This window comes from Streptomyces sp. SN-593, from assembly GCF_016756395.1.
Classification (GTDB): domain Bacteria; phylum Actinomycetota; class Actinomycetes; order Streptomycetales; family Streptomycetaceae; genus Actinacidiphila; species Actinacidiphila reveromycinica.
In genome coordinates, this window is the sequence record NZ_AP018365.1 from 1,626,763 (window position 1) to 1,650,158 (window position 23,396).

Below are 23,396 nucleotides of genomic sequence, written 5' to 3' on the forward strand. Positions count from 1 at the left end.
GCGGGGAGCGGCGCCACCGGAACGGTGACGCGGCGCGGGGCCGTTCCGGTTCCTGCGGGCCCCCGGCCGCCCGGCGCAGGGCGCTCACCGGCCCTCGCCGACGGCTCCGGGGCAGGGGCCCGCGCCTCCCGTGCCGGTGCCTGTGTCCGCCCCCGCGGCGGTGCCCTCGCCCGTGCCAGGTGCGGTGCCCGCGGCGGGGCCCGCGACCGCGGTGGCGATCCCCGCCCGGTCCGCCTGGATCTCGGCCCTGACCAGTTCGAGCAGCCGTCCGGCCCAGTTGCGGCCGGTGCCCGCGTTGTCCCCCCAGAAGCGGGAGTCCATGTCGTCGTAGACCAGGGTCGCGTCGCCGGTGGCGAGCAGGATCTCCGCGAGGTCGGGGTGCTGGGCGTACTTGGCGCGCAGCAGCGACGCGAGGACGGCGGTCCTGGCCAGGTCCCAGCCGTCGCGGCGGGCCGCGCGGGCGGCGATGCCGGCGGCCGCGGAGCCGTTCGGGGCCGCCGCGATCTCGGCGCGGGCGTCCTGGTCGGCGGTGGACAGCGCCCAGTAGGCGTGCGCGGCCGAGGGGTACGCCGCCGCGCCGACCCGCACCGGCGCCGGGTAGTCGTGGCGCAGCGCGAGGTGGCCGGGGTCGGCGACCGGGTCGCGGGGGAAGGAGTGCGGGAGCGCGACCGCGGGCGCGTGCGAGGTGGGCGGGCCGTCGACGTGCTCGCGGGCGGTCCGGACGCCGGCGCCCTGCCGGGCCCGCTCCTCGAAGTAGCGGACGGCGCTGTCGTACTCCTCGGCGGTGACCTGCTCGTCGGGCCACAACTCGCCGCCGGGGCCGGCGATGAGCGCCTGGAGCGGCCAGTCCTTGCGGTCCATGTCGCTCAGCGCGAACTGGCGCTGGTGGGCGGGGATGGCGAGGTAGGCGGCGCGCAGTGCGGCGCGGTGGGCCTCGGTGGGATCGGCGAGGAAGGCGTCGACGGCGGCCAGGCAGCGGTCGGTCGAGTCGGGCCGCCCGTTCAACTCCTCGATGGTGTCGCGGACTTCGGCGAGCAGTTCCTCAGCGGTGAGCCAGGTCAGCGGGTCGGCGAACTTCCACGACGCGAGCATGTGCGCCGACGCCTCGGCGCCTTCGGGGAGTTCGGTCGCGACCCATCCGCTGCTCAGCTTCTCCGCGAACTCCTCCACGGTGACCAGTCCCCAGCAGTCCACCAGCCCGTCGGCGTAGATGAACAGGTCGGTCAGGTAGTAGCCGCCGCCGTTGCGGATGAAGGCGTGCCGCCAGGTGCCGGGTATGCGGACACCGTCCGCGGTGCGGTGAGTGGTTCGGGTGCCGGTCATCCCTCCATTGTGTCGAGTCCGGTGATCGCTCCGACCGGGGCCCGCCTCCCCGGCGGTGCGCCCGGACGGACCGGCTCACCCCGCGGGCAGGCGGGTGAAGGTGGCGCGGTAGTCGGAGGGGGTGAGGCCGACGCGGCGCACCAGGTGCTGGCGCAGCGAGTCGGCGGTGCCCAGGCCGCTGGCGCGGGCGACCTGGTCGACCGGAAGGGTGGTGGTCTCCAGCAACTCGCGGGCGCGGTCCAGCCGTTGGTGCAGCAGCCACTGCAACGGGCTGAGCCCGGTCTCGGCGTGGAAGCGGCGGCTGAGGGTGCGGACGCTGACGGCGGCGTGCCGGGCGAGGTCGGTCAGGGCGAGCGGGCGGTCGAGCCGGGTCATCGCCCAGGCGCGGGTCCCGGCGAGCGACGTGCCGGTCTCGGCGGGCAGCGGCGTGTCGGTGAACTGCGCCTGGCCGCCCGGCCGTACGGGGGCGACCAGGGCGAGGCGGGAGACGTGGTTGGCGACCGCGGCGCCGTAGTCGGTGCGCACCAGGTGCAGGCACAGGTCGATGCCGGCCGCGTAGCCGGAGGAGGTGAGGATGCGGTCGTCCTGCACGTAGAGCACGTCGGGCTGGATGACCACGTCGGGGTACTTCTCGGCGAACTGGCGGGTGTAGGCCCAGTACGTGGTGGCGTTGCGGCCGTCGAGCAGTCCGGCCTCGGCGAGCAGGAAGGCGCCGGTGCAGATGGAGGCGATCCGCTTCCCGGCCCGCCCGGCCTCCCGCAGCGCCCCGAGCACGCGCGGGTCCGGGTGCTCGGCAGCGCCGGTGCCGGCCACGATCACGGTGTCGGCGCGGTCGAGCGCGTCCAAGCCGCTGCGGATCACCACGTCGGCGCCGCCGCTGGTGGCGACGGTGCCGGGGTCGGGCGTGCACATCTCGACCTCGTAGCCGGGCCGGCCGTCCACCTCGACCTTCAGCAGCAGCAGTTCGGGTACGGCGAGGTTGAACAGCGAGACGGGCTCGGAGGCGATGACGGCGACGCGGTGCGGGCGCCGGCAGGTGAACGGCTCGACGGCGGGCGGGCGGACGCGGGCCGCCCCGGCTCCCCCGCCCTCCGTGGCTACCCCGCCCTCCGCCGGGCGCACGGCCGCTCCGGGGAGCACGCTCCCCCGGGACCCGGCGGCCGTCCCGGGCTCCATGGCCGCCCCGGACCCTGCGGCCGCCCCGAGCTCGATGGCCGCTTCGGACTCCGCGGCCGGCACGGACCCCGCAGCCGCCTCGGGCTCCGTGGCTGCTTCGGACGACCCCGTGGACACCATGGCCAGAACCTCCGGGAGTATGGCATTCGGGCCACTACTCTACGCGTCCGGCCCCCGGCACGCTGGGCGCATGCCAGAGGAACTCGTCACACCCGAACCCCCGCCCCCGCCGTGCCGGGAGCAACCGGACACCTCCCGTGCGCCGGCCGCCGACGGCGGCGACGGCGGCGACGGCGGCAGCACGCCGCCGGGTGGCGTCTCCCCCGCGCTGACCCTGGTCGCCGCGCTGATCGGGTTCTTCCTGGTCACCCTCGACGCCTCGGTGGTGAACGTCGCCCTCCCGGCCATGGGCCGCGAACTGCACGGCGGCCTGGCCGCGTTGCAGTGGGTGGTGGACGGCTACACGCTCGCCTTCGCGTCGCTGATGCTGTCCACCGGGGCGCTGTCGGACCGGGTCGGCGCGAGCCGCGCGTTCGCGGCCGGGACGGCGGTGTTCACCGCCGCGTCCGTGGCGTGCGGGCTGGCGCCCGACCTGGTGCTGCTGGTGGCGGCGCGGGTGGTGCAGGGCGGCGCGGCGGCCGTGGTGCTGCCCTCCTCGCTGGCGCTGGTCCGGCAGGCGTTCCCGGACGCCCGGCGGCGGGCGCGGGCCATCGCGGTGTGGGCGGCGGGCGGGTCGGTCGCGGTGGCGCTCGGCCCGGTGGCCGGCGGCGCGCTGACCACGGCGTGGAGCTGGCGGGCGGTCTTCTTCGTCAACCTGCCGGTGGGCGTGGCCGCGTTGGCGCTGTCGGCCCGGGTGGCCCGCTCGGCGAGGCGTCCGGCGCCGCTGGACCTGCCGGGGCAGGCCACCGCGGTGGTGGCGCTGGCCGCGCTGACCTACGCGGTGATCGAGGGCGGCGCCGCGGGCGCGGCGGCGGGCGCCGTCGGCGCGCTCGCGCTGGCCGGGTTCCTGGTGATCGAGGCCCGGCACCCGCACCCGGTGGTGCCGCTCGGGCTGTTCCGCAACGGCGCCGCGGCGACGGCGATCGCCTCGGGCGCCGCGGTCACGTTCGGGTTCTTCGGCGGGGTCTTCGTGCTCAGCCTGTTCTTCCAGCAGGTGCGCGGCCAGTCGGCGCTGACCGCCGGGCTGATGTTCCTGCCGATGACGCTGGTGATCTCGGTGATGAACGTGCTCTCGGGCAGGATCACCAACCGCTACGGCCCCCGGGTGCCGATGCTGGTCGGGCAGAGCGGGGCGGTGGTCGGGCTGCTGGTGCTGCTTCCGGTGGGCGCGGGCACGCCGGCGGTGCTGACCGCGGTCGCGATGGTGCCGCTCAGCCTCGGGGCGGCGCTGGCGGTGCCGGCGCTCACGGCCGCGGCGATGGGGGCGGTGCCCGCCGAGCGGGCCGGGATGGCGGCCGGCGTGCTCAACGCCGGCCGCCAGGTCGCGGGTGCGCTCAGCGTGGCGGTCTTCGGCACGCTGGTCGGCGACGGCACGCACTTCGTGGCCGGGATGCGCAGAGGGCTGCTGATCGCGGCGGTGCTGCTCGCGGGCGCCGCGCTGGCCACCGCGTGCGGCCTGCGCGGCGCGCGGGACGAGCCGGCCGGGGCGGAAGGCCGCAAGCTGGGAGGAGGCCGGGCGTGAGGCCGGGCGGAAGGAAGCGTCCCCGGCCCGGGGGCGCGAGGGCTGAGGAGGTCCGTCATGGCGTCCACCAGCGGGTTCCGGGTGCGCCGGGTCTACGACCCGCCCGAAGCCGACGACGGGACCCGGGTGCTGGTCGACCGGCTCTGGCCGCGCGGCCTGTCGAAGGAGTCCGCCGCGGTCGACGAGTGGCCCCGGGCCGTGACGCCGTCGGCTGGGCTGCGGAAGTGGTTCCACGCCCACGGCGACCGGTACGGCGAGTTCTCCGCGCGCTACCGCGCGGAACTGGCCGCACCGGACCCGGCCGGCGCCCTCGACCGCCTGCGCGGGCTCGCCTCCTCCCGGCCGGTCACCCTGCTGACCGCGGTCAGGGACCCCGACCACAGCCACGTTTCCGTGCTCCTGGAGGCTCTGCGCGGCGACTCCGCGCCGTGAGTGCCCTGAGCGAGGTGAGCGAGGTGAGCGCCGAATGCGCCGTGAGGGCGCCCGGCGGAAAGCGGAGGGCGGGAAGCGGAAGGCGGGAGGCGGGAAGCGGCGCCCCCGCGGACACCCCCGAGGGGCGCGTCCGAGGAGCGCCGCCGCGTCAGCGGCCGCCGCAAAGGCTTCAGGGGCGCCCCGTGACGCGCTGGGGGACCCGGTGCGGGTTGTCGTCGCGCAGCTCCGGGGGCAGGAGGGCCGGCGGGGTGTCCTGGTAGGCGACCGGCCGCAGCCACCGCTCGATCGCGGTGGCGCCGACGGACGTCGACGTCGAGGTGGTGGCCGGGTAGGGCCCGCCGTGGTGCTGGGCGCCGGTGACGGCGACCCCGGTGGGCCAGCCGTTGACCAGCACCCGCCCGGCGAGCGTGCTGAGCCGCGCCAGCAGCGCGGCGGCCGGTCCGTCCGCTGCCGCCGCCTCGTCGGCGCCGAGGTGCGCCGTCGCCGTGAGGTTCCCCGGCAGCCGGTCGAGGACCGCGTCGAGCTGGTCCTCGTCGCCGTAGCGGACGACGACGGTCAGCGGCCCGAAGCACTCCTCCAGCAGCAGGTCGTGGGCTCCCGGCCCGGCCAGCTCGGCGGCGTCGACCTCGACGTAGCCGGGGCGCACGGCGAGCGGGTCGGCGTCGCCGCCGGCGGCCACGGGCGCGGTGACGGCGGGCAGTTCGGCACGGGCGGCGGCGCCCCTGACGAAGTTCTCCCGCATCCGCCCGTCGAGCAGGACCCCCGTGGCGGCGTCCCGCGCGGCGCCGGTGAGCGCGGCGACCAGCCGGTCGCCGTCCGCGCCCCGAGGGGTGAGCACCAGGCCGGGCTTGGTGCAGAACTGCCCGCTGCCGAGGGTGAACGACCCGGCCAGGCCCGCGCCGATCCCCTCCGCCCGCTCGGCCGCCGCGGCCGGCGTGACCACCACCGGGTTCAGGCTGCCCAGCTCGCCGTGGAACGGGATCGGCCGGGGCCGGGCGGCCGCCGCGTCGAACAGCGCCCGCCCGCCGGCGACCGACCCGGTGAAGCCGGCCGCGGCCACCAGCGGGTGCCCGACCAGCTCGACACCGGCCCGGAAGCCGTGCAGCAGCACGACGGTGTCGGCGGGCAGGCCGACCGAGACCGCGGCCTCGCGCAGCAGGCCGGCGGTCAGCTCGGACGTGGCCGGGTGGTCCGGGTGCGCCTTGACCACGACCGGGCAGCCCGCGGCCAGCGCGCTGGCGGTGTCGCCGCCGGGCACCGAGAAGGCGAGCGGGAAGTTGCTGGCGGCGTAGACCGCGACGACGCCGAGCGGGATCTTGTACCGGCGCAGGTCGGGCCGCGGGATGGGCTTCGCGTCCGGGTCGGGGTGGTCGATGATCACGTCGAGGAACGCGCCCTCGTCCACCACGTCCGCGAAGGCGCGCAACTGGAAGGCGGTGCGGGCCAGTTCGCCGGTGAGACGGGGGGTGCCGAGCGCGGTCTCGGCGTCGGCGGCGGCGATCACCCGCTCGGCGTCCCGCTCCAGCAGCCCGGCGGCCGCGCGCAGCAGCCGGGACCGTAGGCTACGGTCCGCGAGGGCGGGCAGGGCGGTGGCGGCGGCGCGTACGGCTGCATCGACCTCGTCCGCCGTGGCCTCGACGGCCACCTGCTCGCGCTGCTTCCCGGTTCGGGGGTCCACGCTCCAGACTGGTACTGCCACCGGATTAACCTCCACGTTCGCCTGTCGCCCGCGTCCTGCCCGCGGCCGGTGCTCTTCGGTCGTCGTCCGTCGCCCGTTGTTCCGGTCTGCCTGTTCTCTATACTGAACAACGTCTTCACATGTGAATCTACGCCGGAGCCTACGTCCACGCGCCCCGGCCGAACAAGAGGGGTCAGACGCGATGGCTGCTGCCGACGGAGCCGGTTCCCAGGTCAAGTCCGCGGTCCGCACCGTGGAGCTGCTGGAGTTCTTCGCGGGCCGCCCCGGCATGCACAGCCTGGCCGCCGTGCAGGAGTCGGTCGGCTACCCCAAGTCGAGCCTGTACATGCTGCTGCGCACCCTGGTCGAGCTGGGCTGGATCGAGACCGACGCGACCGGCACGCGGTACGGCATCGGGGTGCGCGCGCTGCTGGTCGGCACCTCCTACATCGACGGCGACGAGGTGGTGGCCGCCGCCCGGCCCACCCTGGACCGGCTCTCCGACGAGACCAGCGAGACCATCCACATGGCCCGGCTCGACGGCACCAACGTGGTGTACCTCGCCACCCGGCAGTCCCAGCACTACCTGCGGCCCTTCACCCGCGTCGGCCGCCGGCTGCCCGCGCACTCCACGTCGCTCGGCAAGGCGCTGCTGGCCACGTACACCGACGAGCAGGTGCGGGGGCTCCTCCCGGAGACGCTGGAGCCGCTCACCGAGCACACGCACACCGACCGCGAGAAGCTGATCGAGGAGCTGGCGCTCATCCGCGAGCAGGGGTACGCGGTGGACCGCGAGGAGAACACGCTCGGGCTGCGCTGCTTCGGCATCGCGATCCCCTACCGGAGCCCCGCGCGGGACGCGGTCAGCTGCTCGGTGCCGGTGGCCCGGCTCACGCCCGGACACGAGCAGATGATCAAGGACACGCTCTTCGACGCCCGCGACCGCCTCCTGCTGGCCACCCGCCGCCTCTGAGGGCCCGGGCCGTCGCAGGCGGTCGCGGGCCGTCGCGGGCCGTCGCGTGCGGCTCCTTCCGACAGAAGGGGCACCGCGGCCGCGCGATGAGGGCGCCGTAGATTCTCGGTATGGCTGACGACACCGCGGGCGGGTCCCGCACCGAACCGCTCGACAAGTTCTCCCCCGACATGATCGCCACGTTCGCCTCATCCTTCGGCCCGGCGGCGGCCGCGTACTCCCGGCACCGCCCCGACTACCCGGTGAACGCGGTGCGCTGGGCGCTCCAGCCGGCGCTGGACGCCGGGCTCGGCGCGGACGACCGCACCCTGGACGTCCTCGACCTGGGCGCGGGCACCGGCAAGCTGAGCGCGGTGACCGCCGGACTCGGCCACCGGGTGACCGCGGTGGAGCCCGACGCGCGGATGCTCGCCGAACTGCGGGAGTACGCGCCCGGCGTCTCCGCGCTCCAGGGCGGCGCGGAGGAGATCCCGCTGCCGGACGGGTCGGTGGACGCGGTGCTCGTCGGGCAGGCGTTCCACTGGTTCGACCCGGACCGGGCGCTGCCGGAGATCGCCCGGGTGCTGCGGCCGGGCGGCGCGCTCGGCGCGCTGTGGAACACCGACGACGACCGGGTGGACTGGGTCGCCGGCCTCGGCCGGTCCCTCAGCAGCCGGCTCGGCTTCCTGACCTGGTCCAAGGAGCGCACCATCGTCTCCCACCCGGCCCTGTTCCCGGTCGAGGAGGGCTACTTCCCGCACGTCCAGCGGCGCAGCGCCGAGTCGCTCGTCGCGACGATCGCCACCCACTCGCACGCGCTGACCCGCGAACCGGCCGAGCGGGACGAACTGTTCGGGCGGGTGCGGTCCTACCTCGCCTCGCGCCCGGAGACCGCACAGGGCGAGTTCGACCTGCCGCTGATCACCGTCGTGCAGCGCTCCGTACGGCGGGGAATCGCCGGTTCCTGACCTCTGCCCACGGCCTTGTCCCGCTGCTACGCTCTCGCCGCGCCGTGGCGGGGAGGTCCGGGCAGGAAGGGGGAGCCGTGGGCATGTCCGTCGAGCACGGCGACGGGGCCGACGACGCGGCCGCCTTCCACGCCTTCTTCGAACGGCACTACGCCGAACTCGCCCGCCTGGCCCATCTGTTGACGGGCGAGGCGGACGCGGCGGACGACCTCGCGGCGGACGCCCTGGTGGCGCTGTGGCGGCACTGGGACCGGGTGCGGGGCGCCGAGCACCCGGTGGCGTACGCGCGCGGGGTGGTGGCCAACCTGGCCCGCTCGCGCATCCGCAGCGCGGTTCGGGAGCGGCGCCGGGTCGCCCTCTTCTGGTCCCAGCGCGCCGAACGCGTCACCGAGCAGCCGGACGTACCCGCCGTGCTGGACCTGCGGGAGGCGCTCCAGCGGCTGCCGTTCCGCAAGCGCGCGTGCGTGGTGCTGCGGCACGCGTTCGACCTCTCCGAGAAGGACACGGCCGAGGCGCTGGGCATCTCGGTGGGCACCGTCAAGAGCCAGACCTCGCGCGGGGTGGCGGAGTTGGAGCGGTTGCTCGCCCCATCGGGTGAGCGGCCCGCGGCGGCCCGGGGCCGGGACACGGCGGCGGCGCCGGCCGCCGTGGCCGTACGGGGGCCGGCACCCGGCCCGTCCGCCGGCGGTCCGGGGGCGGGGGCTCCGGCGGAAGGCGCTTCGGCGGCCGGCTCCCCGACGACCGGCTCCCCGACGACCGCCTGCCCGGCGGCGGCCCGCGCCGTTCCGGAGCCGGCCCTGGCTCCGGCCCCGGCTCCGGCGGCTCCCCCCGCCCCGGCTCCGGTGCGCGCGGCTGACACCGCGCCGGACACCGGGTTCCCGACCGGGCAGGCGCCCGCGCCCTCGGGCGACTGGGAGCCGGCGGCCGGCGAGGGCGCGGAGGCCGCCGCGGGACGGCAGGGACGTACGGGGGGAAGTGCGGCGGCCGGCGGGAGCGCTCCCGTGGCGGGGGCCGACGCGGAACCAGGCGCGGCGACACGGATACTGGGGTCGACGAATCCCACGACACGCCCGCGTACGCACACGGGACGGGGAATGTGATGGCCCAACTGCCGCATCTGCCGCGACAACTGCGCGAGGCGGCGGACGCGCACCACCCGGACCGGGAGCGGATGCTCGCCCGGGTGGAGCGCGCGATCTCAGCGCCCGACTGCGCCACGACGCTCCCGACCGCCGCGGCCGCCGCCACGCGGGAGCGCTCCCCCGCCCCCTGGATGCGGGTGACCGCGGTGGCCGCGGCCGTGGCCGGCGCGATCGCCCTCGGCGGGCTGGCGGTCGGCGCGGTCGGCGGCGACGGCACACCGGGGCGGGACGCGGTGACGTCCGGTGCGGCGACGTCGGCGACCCCGCGCCCCGCGCCGTCGGCCACCTCCGGCGGGGCGGCCGGGTCCGGCACGGTCGAGAAGCACCCCGCCTCCCGGCCCGTCCACTCGGCGCCGGGCGCCCGGCGCACCCCCGGCCGCGGGGCGGGCACGGCCTCCACCCCGGCGGCCGGCGGCGGCGCGCCCGCGGCGCCCGGCGGCGCCACGCCCTCCGCTCCCGCCGCCGGGGACGGCGGGGTGACGTCGAGCGGCAGCGTCGACCCGAGCAGCAACGCGTACTGGACCGAGGACGACGTCAAGGTCGCCGGGAGCGTGGCGCTGACCTCGCTCACCGTGGAGCTGCGCGTCTCCGGGCAGTCGGGCGAGGTCCAGGACAACAGCAGCTACACCTCGGCGAGCGGGGTCACCACCACGGTGACGTCGAGCGGCGGCGACATCGTCTACCGCTGGACCCTCGACCCGGGCCAGACGCTGCCGCCCGGGACGTACACGTTCGCCGGCCAGTTCGACCACGCCTCGCGCGAGCGCACCAGTGCCGCCGACCGCTACACCGTCACCGCCCGCGGCGCCGCCGGATCATCCTCCTCAGGCGGCGGGTTCTGACCACCCGCGCGCCCCGCCGCGCCCCCGCTCCGGCGCGGCCGGAAATTTTCCGCGCCGCCACGGCAACCCCTCGCGCCCCGGTGGCGACTTGGGTACGCACCGACCCTTCCGCCCCAGCGCGGGCGGAGGTTCCGGGGCGCGGCGGTACCCCCATGATCGCCGCGCCCCGGGGTGCCCGGGGCGCGGCGCGGGCCATGGGCGCCGGGTCGGCGGTGTCCCGCCGCGCGTCACGGCCGCAGGGCCTCCCGCACCGCCGCCAGATCCGCCTCGCCGGCCAGGCCCGCGTGGTAGAGCCTCAGTTCGGTGGCGCCCAGAGCCGCGGCGTGGGCCGCGTCGGCGGCGAGGGTGCCGGGGCTGCCGCCCATGCCGGCCACCACCGTGAAGTTCGCGGCGAGCACGGTGTCCTCGCGCCGGTGCGCGGCGAACGGCGTGAGGACCGCCTCGCGGGCGGCCGGGCCGCCGGTGCAGGGCAGCACCAGGCCGTCGGCGTGGCCGAGGATGTGCGCGGGATCGACCCCGGCGTTGGCGCCGCAGCGGTACGGCACGGGGTCGGCGTGCATCAGCACCTGGAAGCCGGGCGCGGCCGCGGCCCGGACCGCGGCGATCGCCTCGGCCTGGAGCGAGCCGGCCGTGCGGACGCGCCAGTCGAGGGTGAGCGCGGCGGCCTCGGCGCCGAGCAGCCGCTCGATGCCGTCCATGCCACCGCCCCCCGCGCCCGGCCCGCCGCCCGCCGCGCCGCCCGCGCCGCCGGTTCCGGCGCCGTCCGCCGTCCCGCCGTCCGCCGCCCCGGACCAGACGGGCGCCAGCGCGGCGCGCACGGCGGCGGCGAGCCGGTCCGGGTCGGCGCCGAGCCCGGCGTAGCCCTCGCGGCAGTGCGGGCAGAAGCAGAGCGACATGAGGTAGGAGGCCGCGTCGCCGAGCGGTACCCCGCCGATCTTGTCGTGGGCGTGCAGGTGCGCCAGGCCGTACCAGCCGAGGGACTCAAGCTCGGTGCCGAGGGCGCCGGGTCGGGGGGCGGCCTCCACGGCCAGCTCCACCAGGTAGGCGCGGACGGCCGGTTGGGCGATGCAGGGCGCCCAGGGGTAGCGGTCGCCGTAGGCGTTGACCACGCTGGTGTCCGGATGTTCGGCGCCCAGGCGGGAGTTGTGGGCGAGCACGACCCAGGTGTGCACGTCGAGGCCCGCGGCCGCGAGCGCCGCCGCGGCCGTGCCGTAGGCGTCCTGGTCGCCGCCGGTCCACTCGCCCGCCGGGTACGGGCGCAGCGCGTGGCGCCGCCAGCGGCCGGGGTCGGGCGGGTAGAGCACGGCGGCGTGCGCCGCGGTGACCACGCGGTGGCGCGGGTGGCGCGGGGTCAGGGCGCGGGTGGAGTGGTAGGCGGCGGCGAGGGTCACCTGCCCGACGCCGAGGGCGGCGACGCGGTCGGCTGCGGCGGGGTCGCCGACGACGTCCCAGGGGTAGAGGAAGGCGGAGGTCCTCATGGCGGCGGCCGGACGGGAGACGGGCCCGGTGGCGGAAGCGGAAACGGAAACCGGAGCGGCGGACGCGGATACCGGAGCGGTGGCGGCGGACGCGGACGGCGTCTGCTCGGCGCCCACGTCAGTGCTCGCCGAGCAGCGCCAGGCCGCGCTCGATGAGTTCGCCCAGCTCCTTGACGTGGGCCGGGGCGGGTTCGGACAGCGGCGGCCGCACCTCGCCGACGTCCAGCCCCCGCAGCCGCACACCGGCCTTGACCAGCGAGACCGCGTAACCGCGGCCCTGGTTGCGGAGGTTGACCAGCGGCCGGTAGAAGCCGTCGAGCAGCTTCCGCACGGTGGCGTCGTCGCCCGTGGTGAGCGCGCGGTGGAAGGCGAGCGCGATCTCGGGCGAGAACGCGTACACCGCCGAGGAGTAGAGGGTGACGCCGATGCCGCGGTAGGCGAGGCCGGTGAGTTCGGCGGTGGGCAGGCCGTTGAAGTACAGGAAGGGGTGGCCGGGCAGCTCGGCGCGGACGGTGCTGATGATCCGCTGCATGAGGTCGAGGTCGCCGACGCCGTCCTTGAGGCCGATGATGTTCGGCACCTTCGCGAGGGCGACGACCGTCTCGGGGGTGAAGACGGCGTTGTCGCGCTGGTAGACGATGACGTCCAGTCCGGTGCCCGCGGCGAGCGCCGTGTAGTGCCGCAGCAGGCCGTCCTGGTCGGCCACCACCAGGTAGGGGGGCATCGCGAGCAGGCCGTCGGCGCCCGCCCGTTCGGCCACGGCGGCGTACTGGAGCGCCAGGGCCGTGCCGTACCCGGCGCCGGCCACCACCGGCACCCGGCCGGCCGCCTCCTCGACGGCCGCGGCCACGCAGGCGCCGAACTCCTCGGGGGCCAGCGCGTGGAACTCGCCCGTGCCGCAGCAGACGAAGGCGGCCGCCGCCCCGGCCTCGATGCCCGCGCGCACGTGCGCGCGGAAGGCGTCGAGGTCGAGCGAGCCGTCGGAGTCGAACGCCGTCACGGGAAAGAACAGCAGACCGTCAAGTCGCTCGGCGAGCGCGGGCGAGGTCATCGGGTGTCCCCCTCGGAGCTGGTCGGCGCGGGACGCGCCCTGGTCATTCATGTCCATATTCCACGTCCATATTCGTGAACGCTGCCACGCTAGGCGAGGTGCCCGGTACGGGTCAAGCGGACGAACCATCCCTCGCCCGCCCGCATACCACCGATACATGTCTATGTATCTGAATAACATTCACGGATATACTCGTCCAGCCCCGTCCGCACCGCACGCCCCACCCGTCCGGCCCCCGCTCCGTCCCGCCCGCTCGGCCCGCCCCCGCGAGACCGGGTGCGGGCCGGCCGCCGCACCAGGAGGAACCCATGACCGCACCCCGCACCATCCTGCTCACCGGCGCCGCCGGCGGGCTCGGCACCCTGATGCGCGACCTGCTGCCGCCGTACGGCTACGACCTGCGCCTGCTCGACATGCGGCCGATCAAGCGGACGGCAGGCGAACGGGCGGCGGACGAGCGGACGGCCGACGAGCGGACGGCCGACGCGGACGGCGCCGCCGACGCGAACACCGTGGGCCGGGAGGCCGAGACGGGCCAGGCGGGCACCCGCCGGGTGATCACCGCCGACCTCGCCGACCGCGACGCGCTGCGCGAGGCCGTCCACGGAGTGGACGCGGTGCTGCACCTGGCCGGCATCTCCGTGGAGTCCACCTTCGACAAGATCCTCGCGGCGAACATCCAGGGCACGCACAACCTCTACGAGGCGGTCCGCGAGGAGGGCGTCCGCACCGGGGGCGCGCCGCCGCGGGTGGTCTCCGCCTCCAGCAACCACGCGGTCGGCTTCACCCCGCGCCCGCGCGGCGGCGACCCGCTGATCCCGATCGACACCCCGCGCCGCCCCGACACCTTCTACGGGCTGTCCAAGTGCTTCGGGGAGGACCTCGCCCAGCTCTACGCCGACCGGCACGGCATCGACACCGTCTCGGTCCGGATCGGCTCCTGCTTCCCCGAGCCGTCGAACGTGCGGATGCTGTCGGTCTGGATGAGCCCCGCCGACGGCGCCCGGCTCTTCCACGCCGCCCTGACCGCCGGCACCACCGGGCACACCGTCGTCTACGGCTCCTCCGCCAACACCCGGCTGTGGTGGGACCTCGCCCCGGCGCGGGCGCTGGGCTACGAACCCCGGGACGACTCCGAGGTGTTCGCCGCGCGGCTGATCGCCGAGCAGGGCGAGCTCGACCCGGACAACCCGGCCCACGCCCACCTCGGCGGCGCCTTCTGCACCGACCCGCCGATGTGGCCGTACTGACGGCGGGTAGCGCCGGACGGACAGCGCCGACGAGTGGAGGGCGGCGGCGGGCGGGCGGCGGGCGCCGGGAGCGCGGACAGAGTGTGTCGCCAGCCGGACAGGCGCAGGCGAAGGGACGGCGTCTTTGGTTAGGCTCACCTAACTTCCCGACTCCAAGGAGCGCCGCCCGTGAACGCCCGCCCCCGAAGCACCGCCAAGGCCCCTGTCCCCAGCTCGCGGCGCGGCGTCCTGTTCGCGGGGGCCGCGCTGGCCTCGGGCGCCGCTCTGACGCTGGCGGGCTGCGGCTCCGACAAGAAGAGCGACAAGCAGGACAGCGCCAAGGACACCACGAGCGCCGCCGCCGGCGCCTTCCCGGTGACGGTGGCGGGCCAACCCGGCTCGCTCACCGTGAAGTCGGCGCCCAAGCGCGTGGCCGCCTACGGCAACGGCCGGGACACCGACCTCGCGCTGGCGCTCGGCGCGCCCCTGGTGCTGGCCAGCCGCAACAGCAGCTTCGCCGACGGGCGTTCGCCCTGGGCCCGCCCCGGCAGCGACGTGACGCTCGCCGACTCCACCGACGGCCTGCCGCTGGAGAAGATCGCCGCCGCCCGCCCGGACCTGATCCTGGCCGCCGACGACTACGCCCTCCAGGACGACTTCGCCAAGCTCAAGGCGATCGCGCCCACCCTCGGCGTCAAGTCCGGCATCGGCAAGGACACCTGGGACGTGATGGCGCAGCGCGCCGGCGAGGCGCTGGGGCAGCGGGCCAAGGCGGACCAGTTGGTGGCGCAGGTCAAGGCGAAGATCGCCCAGGTCCGCACCGAGCACCCCGAACTCGCGGGCAAGACCTTCACGTTCGGCCCGGTGACGGCCGGACAGGTGTACACGATCAGTAGCCCGGCCGACGCCTCCGCGATCTTCTTCAGCCAGCTCGGCATGACGCTCGCCCCGCAGGTGACCAAGCTGCCCGCGAGCAGCACCCCCGGCCGCGCCCAGATCTCCAGTGAGCGGCTGGACCTGCTGGAGGCCGACGTGCTGATCCTCACCTACCCCAACCCCAAGGACCAGGCGGCCTTCGAGAAGGGCGCGCTGTTCCGCAACCTCAAGGCGGTCAAGCGCGGCTCGTACATCGCGCTGGACTTCAAGACCGCGATCGCCGTCGCCTTCCCGTCGGTGCTGAGCATCCCCTACGGCCTGGACAGCGCGGTGCCGCAGCTCGTGAAGGCCGTGGCGGCCGCCTGATGGGCCGCGGGCGGCAGCAGGACGGGGAACAGGCCGAGGCGCGGCGCGATCTCGCGGGCATCCAGCGGCCGGTACGCGGCCGGGTGACGGCCGCCGCCGTCATGGAGGCGCTGGCCGCCGCGCTCGCGGTGGCGCCGATGGTGGCCGTCGTCGAACTCGCCCGGCGGCTGCTGGACGGGGTGGACGCGCACGGCCGCTGGAGCGGCGACTCCGGCGGCCTGTGGACCGTCACGTGGTGGGCGGCCGGACTGCTCGCCGCGCGACTGGTGCTGTCGCTGCTGGCCGCGCTGGTCAGCCACCTCGCCGACGCCGACCTCGCGATCGCGCTGCGCCGGGCGCTCGCCGACCACCTCGCGGTGCTGCCACTGCGCTGGTTCGCCGGCGGGGTGTCGGCCCAGGTCAAGACGGTCGTGCAGGACGACGTGTCGGCGCTGCACCACGCCGTCGCCCACGCCAGGGGCGACCTCGCGGCGGCCGTGGCGGGCCCGGCCGTCGTGGTCGGCTACCTGCTGTGGGCGGACTGGCGGCTGGCGCTGCTCACCGTCGCGCTGGTCGGCGGCGCGCAGACGATCCGGATGCGGCTGGCCGCCAGGACCGCGGCGCCGCTGCGCCGGATCGGCGCGGCCCGCCTCGAACTGTCGGCCGCGACGATCGAGTTGGTGCGCGGTATCGCGGTCGCGAAGGCGTTCGGCGGGCAGGGCGCGCCGCGCCGCTTCACCGAGGCAGCCGCCGAGTACGCCGACGCGGGCGAGGAGGCGCAGGCCGGTTTCGCCAAGCAGCGCGGTCTGACCCGGGCCACGGTGGCACCGACCACGGTGCTGCTGCTCGTCACCGGCTGCGGGATCGCGCTGGTCGGGGCGGGCTGGACCGACCCGGTGCGGGTGATCGCGTTCGTGCTGCTGGGCCTGGGCCTGTTCGAGCAGCTCACCCCGATCTACGCGGCCCGCGACCAGGCCCGCCGGGCCCGCGCGGCCGCGCACCGCGTCGCGGGCCTGCTGCGCGAGCCGGCCGAGGCCGTGCCCGCGCACCCGGCGGCCCTCGCGCTCGCCCCCGGTGCGGCGCCCACGCTCACCTTCGACGGCGTGCGCTTCGGCTACACCGAGGACCGCGAGGTGCTGCACGGCATCGACGCGGTGCTGCGGCCCGGCACCGTGACCGCCGTGGTCGGGCCGTCCGGCGCCGGCAAGTCCACGCTGGGGCTGCTGCCCGCCCGGTTCCAGGACGTGACCGGCGGCGCGGTGCGGCTGGACGGCACCGACATCCGCGAGTTGGACCGGGCCGAACTCCACCGCCACGTCGGGTTCGTCTTCCAGGACGTGGTGCTGCTGCGGCAGTCCGTCCGGGACAACATCGCGCTCGGCGACCCCGGTGCGAGCCCCGAGCGGGTCGAGGCCGCCGCCCGCGCGGCCGCGATCCACGACCGCGTCCTGCAACTCCCGCGCGGCTACGACTCCGTGATCGGTGAGGACGCGCGGCTGTCGGGCGGCGAGGCGCAGCGCGTCTCCATCGCCCGCGCGCTGCTCGCCGACACCTCGATCGTCGTCCTGGACGAGGCGAGCGCCTTCGCGGACCCCGAGTCCGAGGCCGCGGTGCAGGACGCCGTGGCGCGGCTCGCCGCCGGCCGCACCCTGCTGGTCATCGCGCACCGGCTGCGGACCGTCGTGGACGCCGACCAGATCCTCGTGCTCGACGCGGGCGAGGTGGTCGAACGCGGCACCCACCGCGACCTGCTGGCCGCGGACGGCGCCTACGCCCGCATGTGGCGGGCCCAGCACCCGCCCGAGAGCGCCCCGCCGGCGCCGCGCCCGGCCGAGGAGGCGGGGAGGACGGCCGTACCGCCGTCGGCGGTCGGCACGGCCGGCGGCGCGGCGGACGCCCCGGCGTCCGCCGACGGCACCGGTCTGCCCGCGGCGGAGGCCGGTTCGGACGCCGCCGCCGTCCATCCGGCACGCCCGGCCGGCCCGGGCGGCGTGACGGCGTCCGTCGGCGCGGACGGCGACGAGGCCGCCGCCTCCCGCGCCGCGGCGGCGGAGGGCACGGCAGACGCCCCGGCGTCCGCCGCCTCCCCCGCGCCGCGGGCCCCGGGCGAGGCGGCTGCGACCGCGCCGGCGGCGACCGCGCAGGCCGGTGCGAAGACGGCCGGTGCGAAGACGCCCGACGGGAGGGCGTCCGACGGGAGGGCGTCCGACGGAAGGGCGTCCGACCCCGCCGCCCCGCAGGGCATCCTGCGGATGCTCGGCCGGGTGCTGGGCGACAGCCGGCGGCGGCTGGTGGCCGGCTACCTCGCCGCCACCGCGCTGTACGCGATCAGCGAGGGCGCCGCGTTCGGCCTGCTGGTGCCGCTGCTGACCGCGCTGCTGGAAGGCGACACGAGCCGGGCGGCACTGTGGCTGCCGGCCGAGGCCGCGGCGGTGGTGGTCGGCTGGTTCGCGCACTACGCGATGGAGATGCGCGCCCTGCGCCTGTCGGCGACCTGGCAGCGCGGCCTGTACGAGAAGCTGGGCGCGCACGTGGTGCGGCTGCCGCTGGGCTGGTTCGACGAGCGCAGGACCGGCGAACTCCCCCGGCTGATCGGGCCGGGCGTGGAGACGGTGACGCTCGGCGTGCGGCTCGCGCAGGTGCTGATCGGCGCGCTGGTCACGCCGGCCGTGATCTTCGTGTTCCTGCTCTGCTACGACTGGCGGATCGCGGTGTCGGTCCTGGTCACCGTCCCGGTGGTGCTGGCCGTGTTCGCGGTCGCCCGGCGGGTGACGGACCGGACGGAGGCCGAGCACGACGCGGCGGCGTCCGAGGCGGGTGCCCGGCTGGTGGAGTTCGCCGGCGCGCAGCCGGTGCTGCGGGCCTACGGGCGCGACGCGGCGGACCGCGGCCTGCTGGGCGAGGCGCTGGAGGCGCAGCACCGCGCCGCGCGGCGCGAGGTGCTGGGCGCCCTGCCCGGCCAGAACCTCGGCCGGCTGGCGATCCAACTCGCCTTCACCGCCGTGCTGGTGGTGGGCATGCGGCTGGCGACGGGCGGGGACGTCGGGGCGGCGCGGCTGGTGGCGCTGCTGGTGCTGGGCGTGCACTTCCTCCAGCCCTTCGGGGTGGTGGCCGGCGCCGCCAGCGGGCTGCGCGCCACGCGGGCGGCGGTGGCGCGGGTGGCCGCCGTCCTGGACACGGCGCCGCTGCCGGAGCCGGCCGAGCCGGCACCGCTGCGGACGCCGGACCGCCCGGGGCCGCCCTCGGTCCGGCTGACCGGTGTCCGCTTCGGCTACGGCGACACGTCGGCGCCGGAGTACCGCCCGGTGCTGGACGGCGTGGACCTGGAGGTGCCGGCGGGCCGCACGGTCGCGCTGGTGGGCCCGTCGGGGGCGGGCAAGACCACCGTCACCAAGCTGGTGGCGCGCTTCTTCGACGTGGACGGCGGCCGGGTGGAGGTCGGGGGCCTGGACGTGCGGGAAGTGGCGTCGGCGGAGCTGACCGGCGCGGTGTCGCTGGTCTTCCAGGACGTGTACCTGACCGACGGCACCATCGAGGAGAACATCCGGCTCGGCCGCCCCGACGCGACCGACGAGGAGGTCCGGACGGCCGCCCGGCGGGCCCGGGTGGAGCCGATCGCCCAGCGGCTGCCGGACGGCTGGGCGAGCCGGGTCGGCGAGGGCGGGCGGCTGCTGTCCGGCGGCGAGCGGCAGCGGGTGGCGATCGCCCGCGCGCTGTTGAAGGACGCGCCGGTCGTGCTGCTGGACGAGGCCACCTCGGCGCTCGACGCGGAGAACGAGGCGGCCGTCCACCAGGCGCTCGCCGAACTCGGCACCGGCCGCACCCTGCTGGTCGTCGCCCACCGCCTGACCACGGTGGCCGGCGCGGACCGGATCGCGGTGCTCGACGACGGCCGGGTGGTCGAGGAGGGCACGCACGCGGACCTGCTTGCACGCGGCGGGCGGTACGCGCGGCTGTGGGCGGAGCACGAGCGGGCGCGCGGCTGGCGGATCGCGTCGTCGGCGGACCCGTCGGTCCCGGGCGCGGACGCGTCGCCCGCGGTCGCGTCGCCCGCGGACGAGTCGCCCGCGGACGAGTCGCCCGCGAACGGCAGGGCAGCGAACGGCCCTGGCACGGACGGGGCCGGCGGTGCGGGCGGCACCGGCGGTGCACACGGGGACGGTACGGCCGAGGCCGCAGGTGCGGGGGGTCGCGCGCCCCGGTCCGGCGGCGCCGGAATGGAACCGTGACGCCGGATCTGTCGTTACCTACAGCATGACCGCAATGACGCCTGGCTCGAACGTGCCGCTCTCCGTGCCCCGAGTGGTGGTGGACGTCTCCGCACCGGTGCGGCTCGACGTGTCGGGCCTGCTCCTCACCGCCGACGGCAAGGTGCGTTCCGACGACGACTTCGTCTTCTACAACCAGCCCGAGGGCCCCGGGGTGAGCCATCACTCCGGCGGCCGCTCCGCGCCGGACTCGATCGAGGTGGACACCGCGGCGGTGCCCGCCGAGATCGACAAGATCGTGGTGACCGCCAGCATCGACGGCGGCGGGGTCTTCGCGGGCACCACCCCGGCCGCGACGGTCCGCGGCGGCGACGGCTCGGTGGTCGCCACGTTCGAGCCGACCGGGCTCGGGCCGGAGACGGCGCTGGTGGTCGTGGAGATCTACCGGCGCGGCGGCGCCTGGAAGGTCCGCGCGGTCGGCCAGGGGTACGCCAACGGACTGGCCGGTATCGCCACCGACTTCGGGGTGAGTGTCGAGGAGCCCGCGGCACCGGCCGCCCCGGCCGCCCCGGCCGCGCCCACGCCCCCGCCGGCGCCTCCCGCCGCTCCCCCGGCCGCGCCCTTCGGCGCTCCCCCGGCCGGACCGCCCGCCGCGCACCTGCCGCCGCCCCCGCAGGGCGCCCCCGCCGCGCAGTTCCCGCCCCCGCCCGGCGCCGTCACCCCGCCCGCGCCCCCGGCGCCTCCGGCCGCCGCACCCGGCGCCGGCAGGATCAGCCTCGACAAGGGCCGGGTGAACCTCCAGAAGAACCAGTCGGTCTCGCTGGTCAAGGGGGGCCGCCCGGTGCTGTCCCGGGTGAAGATGGGCCTGGGCTGGGAGCCGGCCTGGGGCGGCCGCTCGATCGACCTGGACGCCTCGGTCATCGTCTACGGGCCGCAGCGTGAGCACATCACGACCTGCTACTTCGGCCGGCTGACCGTCCTCAACGGCTCGATCCAGCACTCCGGGGACAACCTGACCGGGGCCGGCTCGGGCGACGACGAGGTCATCACCATCGACCTGGGCACGCTCCCGGCCAACGCCACCGGACTGGTCTTCACCGTCAACTCCTACAGCGGCCAGAAGCTCAACAAGGTCGCGAAGGCGTTCTGCCGGCTCTACGACGCGGCCACCAACGAGGAGATGGTGCGCTTCGACCTCACCCACGGCGAGGCCAAGCGGGGCGTGTTGATGGCGAAGATGATCAAACAGAACTCGGGCGAGTGGGAGATGACGGCGCTCGGCGAGTTCGCCGACGGGCGCACCGCCAAGGACATGGTCCGCCCGGGCGCGGCGGCGCTCTGACCGCTCGCCGCCGGGGGCGGTCCGCCCCCGCGCGTCACGCCGCCGGTTCGAACACGCGGCCCGGTTCCCGTACGGGACCGGGCCGCACGCGTGCCGCCACCGAACAAAATGTCATGGTCACCTAAAATTTACCGTTGACTGTCTACCCGCATAGACCGGAGGCCGGGAGGCTGGAGGGGCAACTCCCCAGCACCATCCGACCCTCTAGTCACGGGAGCGCTCAGTCATGCCCGAAAACCGTCTCCTGCACGGCATTTGCGCGTCAGCCGGGGCAGCTCTGCTCGCGGCCGCGATCCTGCTCACCGGCAGTGGCACCGCCCAGGCCGCACTGCCGACCCCCATCGCCGCCTCCACCGCCCGCACGTACCTCTCGGGGATGACCGCGACAGCCGAGACGCACGCCTCGACGTACGACCGGGACCTGTTCCCGACCTGGATCACCATCTCCGGCACCTGCGACACCCGCGAGTACGTCATCAAGCGCGACGGCTCGAACGTCGTCACCGACAGCTCCTGCAAGGCGACTTCGGGCGGCTGGACCAGCCCGTACGACGGCGTCACGACCACCGACCCCTCGACCTTCGACATCGACCACCTCGTGCCGCTCTCCGAGGCGTGGGACTCCGGTGCCTGGGCGTGGACCACCGCGCAGCGCCAGGCGTTCGCCAACGACACCACCCGGCCCCAACTCCTGGCGGTCTCGGCGCACTCCAACCGCTCCAAGGGTGACGACGACCCGGCGGAGTGGCTGCCGCAGGCGTCCTACCAGTGCACGTACGCGCGAGCGTACGTGCAGGTCAAGCACTACTACGGTCTGACCGTGGACAGCGCCGAGAAGTCCGCGCTCAGCTCGGTCCTCAGCGGCTGCTAGCCGAAACGGTCCCGCACCGGGGGAACTCCGGCCGAGGACACCCGTCCCCGGGACACGGCCACGGGCGGGCGGTCTCCTCCGCCCGCCCTCCCCGGAGGCGGGGCGCACGGCGGCCGCCGGACGGTCAGTGGCGCGAGCGGGCCTTGAAGGCGGCCTTGCGGGACGCCTTCGCCGTGGGGCGGTCGGGGTGCAGGCGGCCGATGGCCTCCAGGACCGCGGCCGTGGCGGGGTGCTCGACGCGCCAGGCGTCGGCGAAGAACTCCTCGTGGCGCGCGACGAGTTCGGTGACGAGTGAGGCCAACTCACCGGCGTCCTCGTCGGCCGCGAGCTGGGCCGCGATCGTGTCGATGGTCAGCCAGTACACCATGTCCGTGGTGGGTGCCGGCACGTCCGGCGCGTTCCGCTCGCTGAGCCAGACCCGGGCCAGCCCGCCGAGCCGGGGGTCGTCGAGGACGTCGCGCACCGCGGGCTCCGCCTGCGCCCCGAGCAGCGCCAGCACCTGCTGGCAGACCAGCCGCCGGGTCGGCCCGTCGGCGCCGTCCCCCTGCGCGGCGGCGAGCAACTGCGCGGCCGCCTTGCCGGGTTCGCGCCGGGCGAGCCACGCCTCCGCCTCGATCCGCACCGCGTGGTCCGGGTAGGAGCCGAGCGCGCCGAGCAGGTCGTCGGCGTCCGCGCCCGCGAGGTCGCCGAGCACCGGCGCGGGCACTCCCGCGTCGGTCAGCCGCTCCCGCACGCCGTACACGCCGAGCGGGGTCAGCCGGACCGCGCCGTACCGCGCGATCTCCTCCTCGTCCGGCTCGTCCGGGCCGCCGCCGAGCGGGACCGCGCCCTCGTCGTCGGCCTCCTCGACGAGCGCGTCGTCCATCGGCGTGTAGGCGACCAGCCCGGTGGCCTCCAGCAGCCGGAAGTGCTCGTCCAGCCCGAGCATCACCGCGGTGACCTCCTCCAGCACCTCCTCGCTCGGCTGCTCCGCCTCCTCCTCGGGCAGCACCAGGGAGGCGGCGAGCACCGGCAGCGGAACCGCCGGGCCGCCGTCCGTGCCGGTCCCCTCGCCCTCCCCGGCGCCGTTCGCGCCCTCTTCCGCCCGGCCGTCCTCCATCGCCGACAGCGCGTAGAGGTTGACCAGCGCCGCGTCGAGGAGTTCGGCCTCCGCCTCGGCGTCCCGGTCCGCCTCCTCGGCGCTGACCGCCTCGCCGTCGCCGTCCGGGTCACCGGGCAGGTTGTCGTAGTCGGGCGCGGTGGCCTCGGCGAGGGCGCACTCCAGCGCGCCGAGCCACAGGTCGAGCACGTCGTGCGGGTCGGCCCCGTCCCCGCTGCCGTCCGCGCCGATCCGCGCGTACAGCTCGCCGGGGACCGCCCGCCCGGCCGCCTCGCCCGGCGGCGTGGACTCCTCGGCCTCCTCCTCGATCTCCAGCACGAGCAGCCCGGTGTCCACCGCGACGCCCCACGCCTGCGCGGCGTCGGCCGTCGCCTCGTCGCCGGTGAGCCCCAGCACCTCGACGGCTGCGGCGAGTTCGTCGTCCAGCAGTTCGCCCATGCCGTCGACGCGGCGCTCTTCCCCGGTCCACCGGGTCAGCCGCAGCGCGCGGTCGAGCAGCGGCGCGGCCAGCGCCTGCCCGGCGAGCACGTCGGCGGGCAGCAGACGTACCGGGGGCAGGGCGAGGGGACTTGCGGGCATCGTGCGGGCTCCCATTCGGCTGAGGGGGCGAGAATACGGGCACGGCGGCCGCCGCGCGGACCGCCGTGACGGCCCGCACCGGCCGCCGCCGGACCCGGCGGCTGCGACTGCGGCACGCAACGGC

16 protein-coding genes and 1 pseudogene are annotated in these 23,396 nt (G+C 76.3%); 11 read left to right on the top strand and 6 right to left on the bottom strand.

Annotated elements, in window-relative coordinates; all coding sequences use genetic code 11:
• Positions 1-84: 84 nt before the first annotated feature.
• Together RVR_RS06895 and RVR_RS06900 are read right to left on the bottom strand one after the other, a co-directional pair.
• A complete protein-coding gene (locus tag RVR_RS06895) occupies positions 85-1,323 on the bottom strand; it encodes an NADAR family protein (RefSeq protein WP_202232997.1) in 1,239 nt (412 codons plus the stop codon).
• Positions 1,324-1,398: 75 nt separating this feature from the next.
• The gene (locus tag RVR_RS06900) at positions 1,399-2,310 is read right to left on the bottom strand and encodes a GlxA family transcriptional regulator (protein WP_430393221.1); all 912 of its coding nucleotides are present in this window, start codon (positions 2,308-2,310) and stop codon (positions 1,399-1,401) included.
• 379 nt (positions 2,311-2,689) lie between these two features.
• Here RVR_RS06900 and RVR_RS06905 point away from each other — a divergent pair, with 379 nt between their 5' ends.
• Together RVR_RS06905 and RVR_RS06910 are read left to right on the top strand one after the other, a co-directional pair.
• Positions 2,690-4,180, top strand: a complete 1,491-nt coding sequence (locus RVR_RS06905) for an MFS transporter (RefSeq protein ID WP_202232998.1) — start codon at positions 2,690-2,692, stop codon at positions 4,178-4,180.
• Positions 4,181-4,237: 57 nt separating this feature from the next.
• Positions 4,238-4,612 (top strand): DUF488 domain-containing protein, encoded by a 375-nt coding sequence (locus RVR_RS06910; protein WP_202232999.1) that lies wholly within the window; start codon positions 4,238-4,240, stop codon positions 4,610-4,612.
• Between the two features lie 169 nt (positions 4,613-4,781).
• Here the strand turns inward: RVR_RS06910 and RVR_RS06915 are convergent, their stop codons facing one another.
• Complete coding sequence (locus RVR_RS06915; protein ID WP_202233000.1) at positions 4,782-6,311, bottom strand: aldehyde dehydrogenase (NADP(+)); 1,530 nt, start codon at positions 6,309-6,311, stop codon at positions 4,782-4,784.
• A 181-nt stretch (positions 6,312-6,492) separates the two neighbouring features.
• Between RVR_RS06915 and RVR_RS06920 the strand changes: the two genes are divergently transcribed.
• From RVR_RS06920 to RVR_RS06935, 4 genes and pseudogenes are all read left to right on the top strand, one after another.
• On the top strand, positions 6,493-7,263 hold the full coding sequence (locus RVR_RS06920) for an IclR family transcriptional regulator (RefSeq protein ID WP_202233001.1): 771 nt from the start codon (positions 6,493-6,495) through the stop codon (positions 7,261-7,263).
• A gap of 110 nt (positions 7,264-7,373) precedes the next feature.
• Positions 7,374-8,210: a class I SAM-dependent methyltransferase gene (locus RVR_RS06925; protein ID WP_237404611.1), complete on the top strand. Its 837-nt coding sequence runs from the start codon at positions 7,374-7,376 to the stop codon at positions 8,208-8,210.
• Positions 8,211-8,293: 83 nt separating this feature from the next.
• Positions 8,294-8,848: pseudogene (locus tag RVR_RS06930) on the top strand (SigE family RNA polymerase sigma factor); the annotation flags it as partial.
• Between the two features lie 461 nt (positions 8,849-9,309).
• Positions 9,310-10,194 carry a hypothetical protein gene (locus RVR_RS06935; protein WP_202233002.1) on the top strand — a complete coding sequence of 295 codons (885 nt, stop codon included), beginning with the start codon at positions 9,310-9,312 and terminating at the stop codon, positions 10,192-10,194.
• Between the two features lie 227 nt (positions 10,195-10,421).
• On the opposite strand, the gene RVR_RS06940 is transcribed toward RVR_RS06935, so the two are convergent.
• Both RVR_RS06940 and RVR_RS06945 read right to left on the bottom strand, forming a co-directional pair.
• Positions 10,422-11,672 carry a hypothetical protein gene (locus tag RVR_RS06940; protein WP_202233003.1) on the bottom strand — a complete coding sequence of 417 codons (1,251 nt, stop codon included), beginning with the start codon at positions 11,670-11,672 and terminating at the stop codon, positions 10,422-10,424.
• A gap of 118 nt (positions 11,673-11,790) precedes the next feature.
• The gene (locus tag RVR_RS06945) at positions 11,791-12,723 is read right to left on the bottom strand and encodes a 5-dehydro-4-deoxyglucarate dehydratase (RefSeq protein WP_202238444.1); all 933 of its coding nucleotides are present in this window, start codon (positions 12,721-12,723) and stop codon (positions 11,791-11,793) included.
• Positions 12,724-13,031: 308 nt separating this feature from the next.
• On the opposite strand from RVR_RS06945, the gene RVR_RS06950 reads away from it, so the two are divergent.
• The 5 genes from RVR_RS06950 to RVR_RS06970 all read left to right on the top strand — a co-directional run bounded on the left by RVR_RS06950 (position 13,032) and on the right by RVR_RS06970 (position 21,594).
• A complete protein-coding gene (locus RVR_RS06950; RefSeq protein ID WP_202233004.1) occupies positions 13,032-13,973 on the top strand; it encodes an NAD-dependent epimerase/dehydratase family protein in 942 nt (313 codons plus the stop codon).
• A gap of 168 nt (positions 13,974-14,141) precedes the next feature.
• Positions 14,142-15,194: an ABC transporter substrate-binding protein gene (locus RVR_RS06955; protein ID WP_202233005.1), complete on the top strand. Its 1,053-nt coding sequence runs from the start codon at positions 14,142-14,144 to the stop codon at positions 15,192-15,194.
• Positions 15,194-19,402 (top strand): ABC transporter ATP-binding protein, encoded by a 4,209-nt coding sequence (locus RVR_RS06960; protein WP_202233006.1) that lies wholly within the window; start codon positions 15,194-15,196, stop codon positions 19,400-19,402. Before RVR_RS06955 ends, RVR_RS06960 begins: the two co-directional genes overlap by 1 nt.
• Before the next feature lie 34 nt (positions 19,403-19,436).
• The gene (locus RVR_RS06965; RefSeq protein WP_202233007.1) at positions 19,437-20,723 is read left to right on the top strand and encodes a TerD family protein; all 1,287 of its coding nucleotides are present in this window, start codon (positions 19,437-19,439) and stop codon (positions 20,721-20,723) included.
• A 226-nt stretch (positions 20,724-20,949) separates the two neighbouring features.
• Positions 20,950-21,594: an HNH endonuclease family protein gene (locus RVR_RS06970; RefSeq protein WP_202233008.1), complete on the top strand. Its 645-nt coding sequence runs from the start codon at positions 20,950-20,952 to the stop codon at positions 21,592-21,594.
• Between the two features lie 124 nt (positions 21,595-21,718).
• On the opposite strand, the gene RVR_RS06975 is transcribed toward RVR_RS06970, so the two are convergent.
• Positions 21,719-23,272 (bottom strand): hypothetical protein, encoded by a 1,554-nt coding sequence (locus RVR_RS06975; protein ID WP_202233009.1) that lies wholly within the window; start codon positions 23,270-23,272, stop codon positions 21,719-21,721.
• Positions 23,273-23,396: the final 124 nt, after the last annotated feature.

Bases quoted from the DNA above. Each gene is read 5' to 3' on its own strand.
- RVR_RS06910 (WP_202232999.1), top strand. From the start codon at position 4,238: ATGGCGTCCACCAGCGGGTTCCGGGTGCGCCGGGTCTACGACCCGCCC.
- RVR_RS06940 (WP_202233003.1), bottom strand. From the start codon at position 11,672: ATGAGGACCTCCGCCTTCCTCTACCCCTGGGACGTCGTCGGCGACCCC.
- RVR_RS06905 (WP_202232998.1), top strand. From the start codon at position 2,690: ATGCCAGAGGAACTCGTCACACCCGAACCCCCGCCCCCGCCGTGCCGG.
- RVR_RS06945 (WP_202238444.1), bottom strand. From the start codon at position 12,723: ATGACCTCGCCCGCGCTCGCCGAGCGACTTGACGGTCTGCTGTTCTTT.
- RVR_RS06920 (WP_202233001.1), top strand. From the start codon at position 6,493: ATGGCTGCTGCCGACGGAGCCGGTTCCCAGGTCAAGTCCGCGGTCCGC.
- RVR_RS06960 (WP_202233006.1), top strand. From the start codon at position 15,194: ATGGGCCGCGGGCGGCAGCAGGACGGGGAACAGGCCGAGGCGCGGCGC.
- RVR_RS06975 (WP_202233009.1), bottom strand. From the start codon at position 23,272: ATGCCCGCAAGTCCCCTCGCCCTGCCCCCGGTACGTCTGCTGCCCGCC.
- RVR_RS06965 (WP_202233007.1), top strand. From the start codon at position 19,437: ATGACGCCTGGCTCGAACGTGCCGCTCTCCGTGCCCCGAGTGGTGGTG.
- RVR_RS06925 (WP_237404611.1), top strand. From the start codon at position 7,374: ATGGCTGACGACACCGCGGGCGGGTCCCGCACCGAACCGCTCGACAAG.
- RVR_RS06970 (WP_202233008.1), top strand. From the start codon at position 20,950: ATGCCCGAAAACCGTCTCCTGCACGGCATTTGCGCGTCAGCCGGGGCA.
- RVR_RS06895 (WP_202232997.1), bottom strand. From the start codon at position 1,323: ATGACCGGCACCCGAACCACTCACCGCACCGCGGACGGTGTCCGCATA.
- RVR_RS06935 (WP_202233002.1), top strand. From the start codon at position 9,310: ATGGCCCAACTGCCGCATCTGCCGCGACAACTGCGCGAGGCGGCGGAC.
- RVR_RS06950 (WP_202233004.1), top strand. From the start codon at position 13,032: ATGACCGCACCCCGCACCATCCTGCTCACCGGCGCCGCCGGCGGGCTC.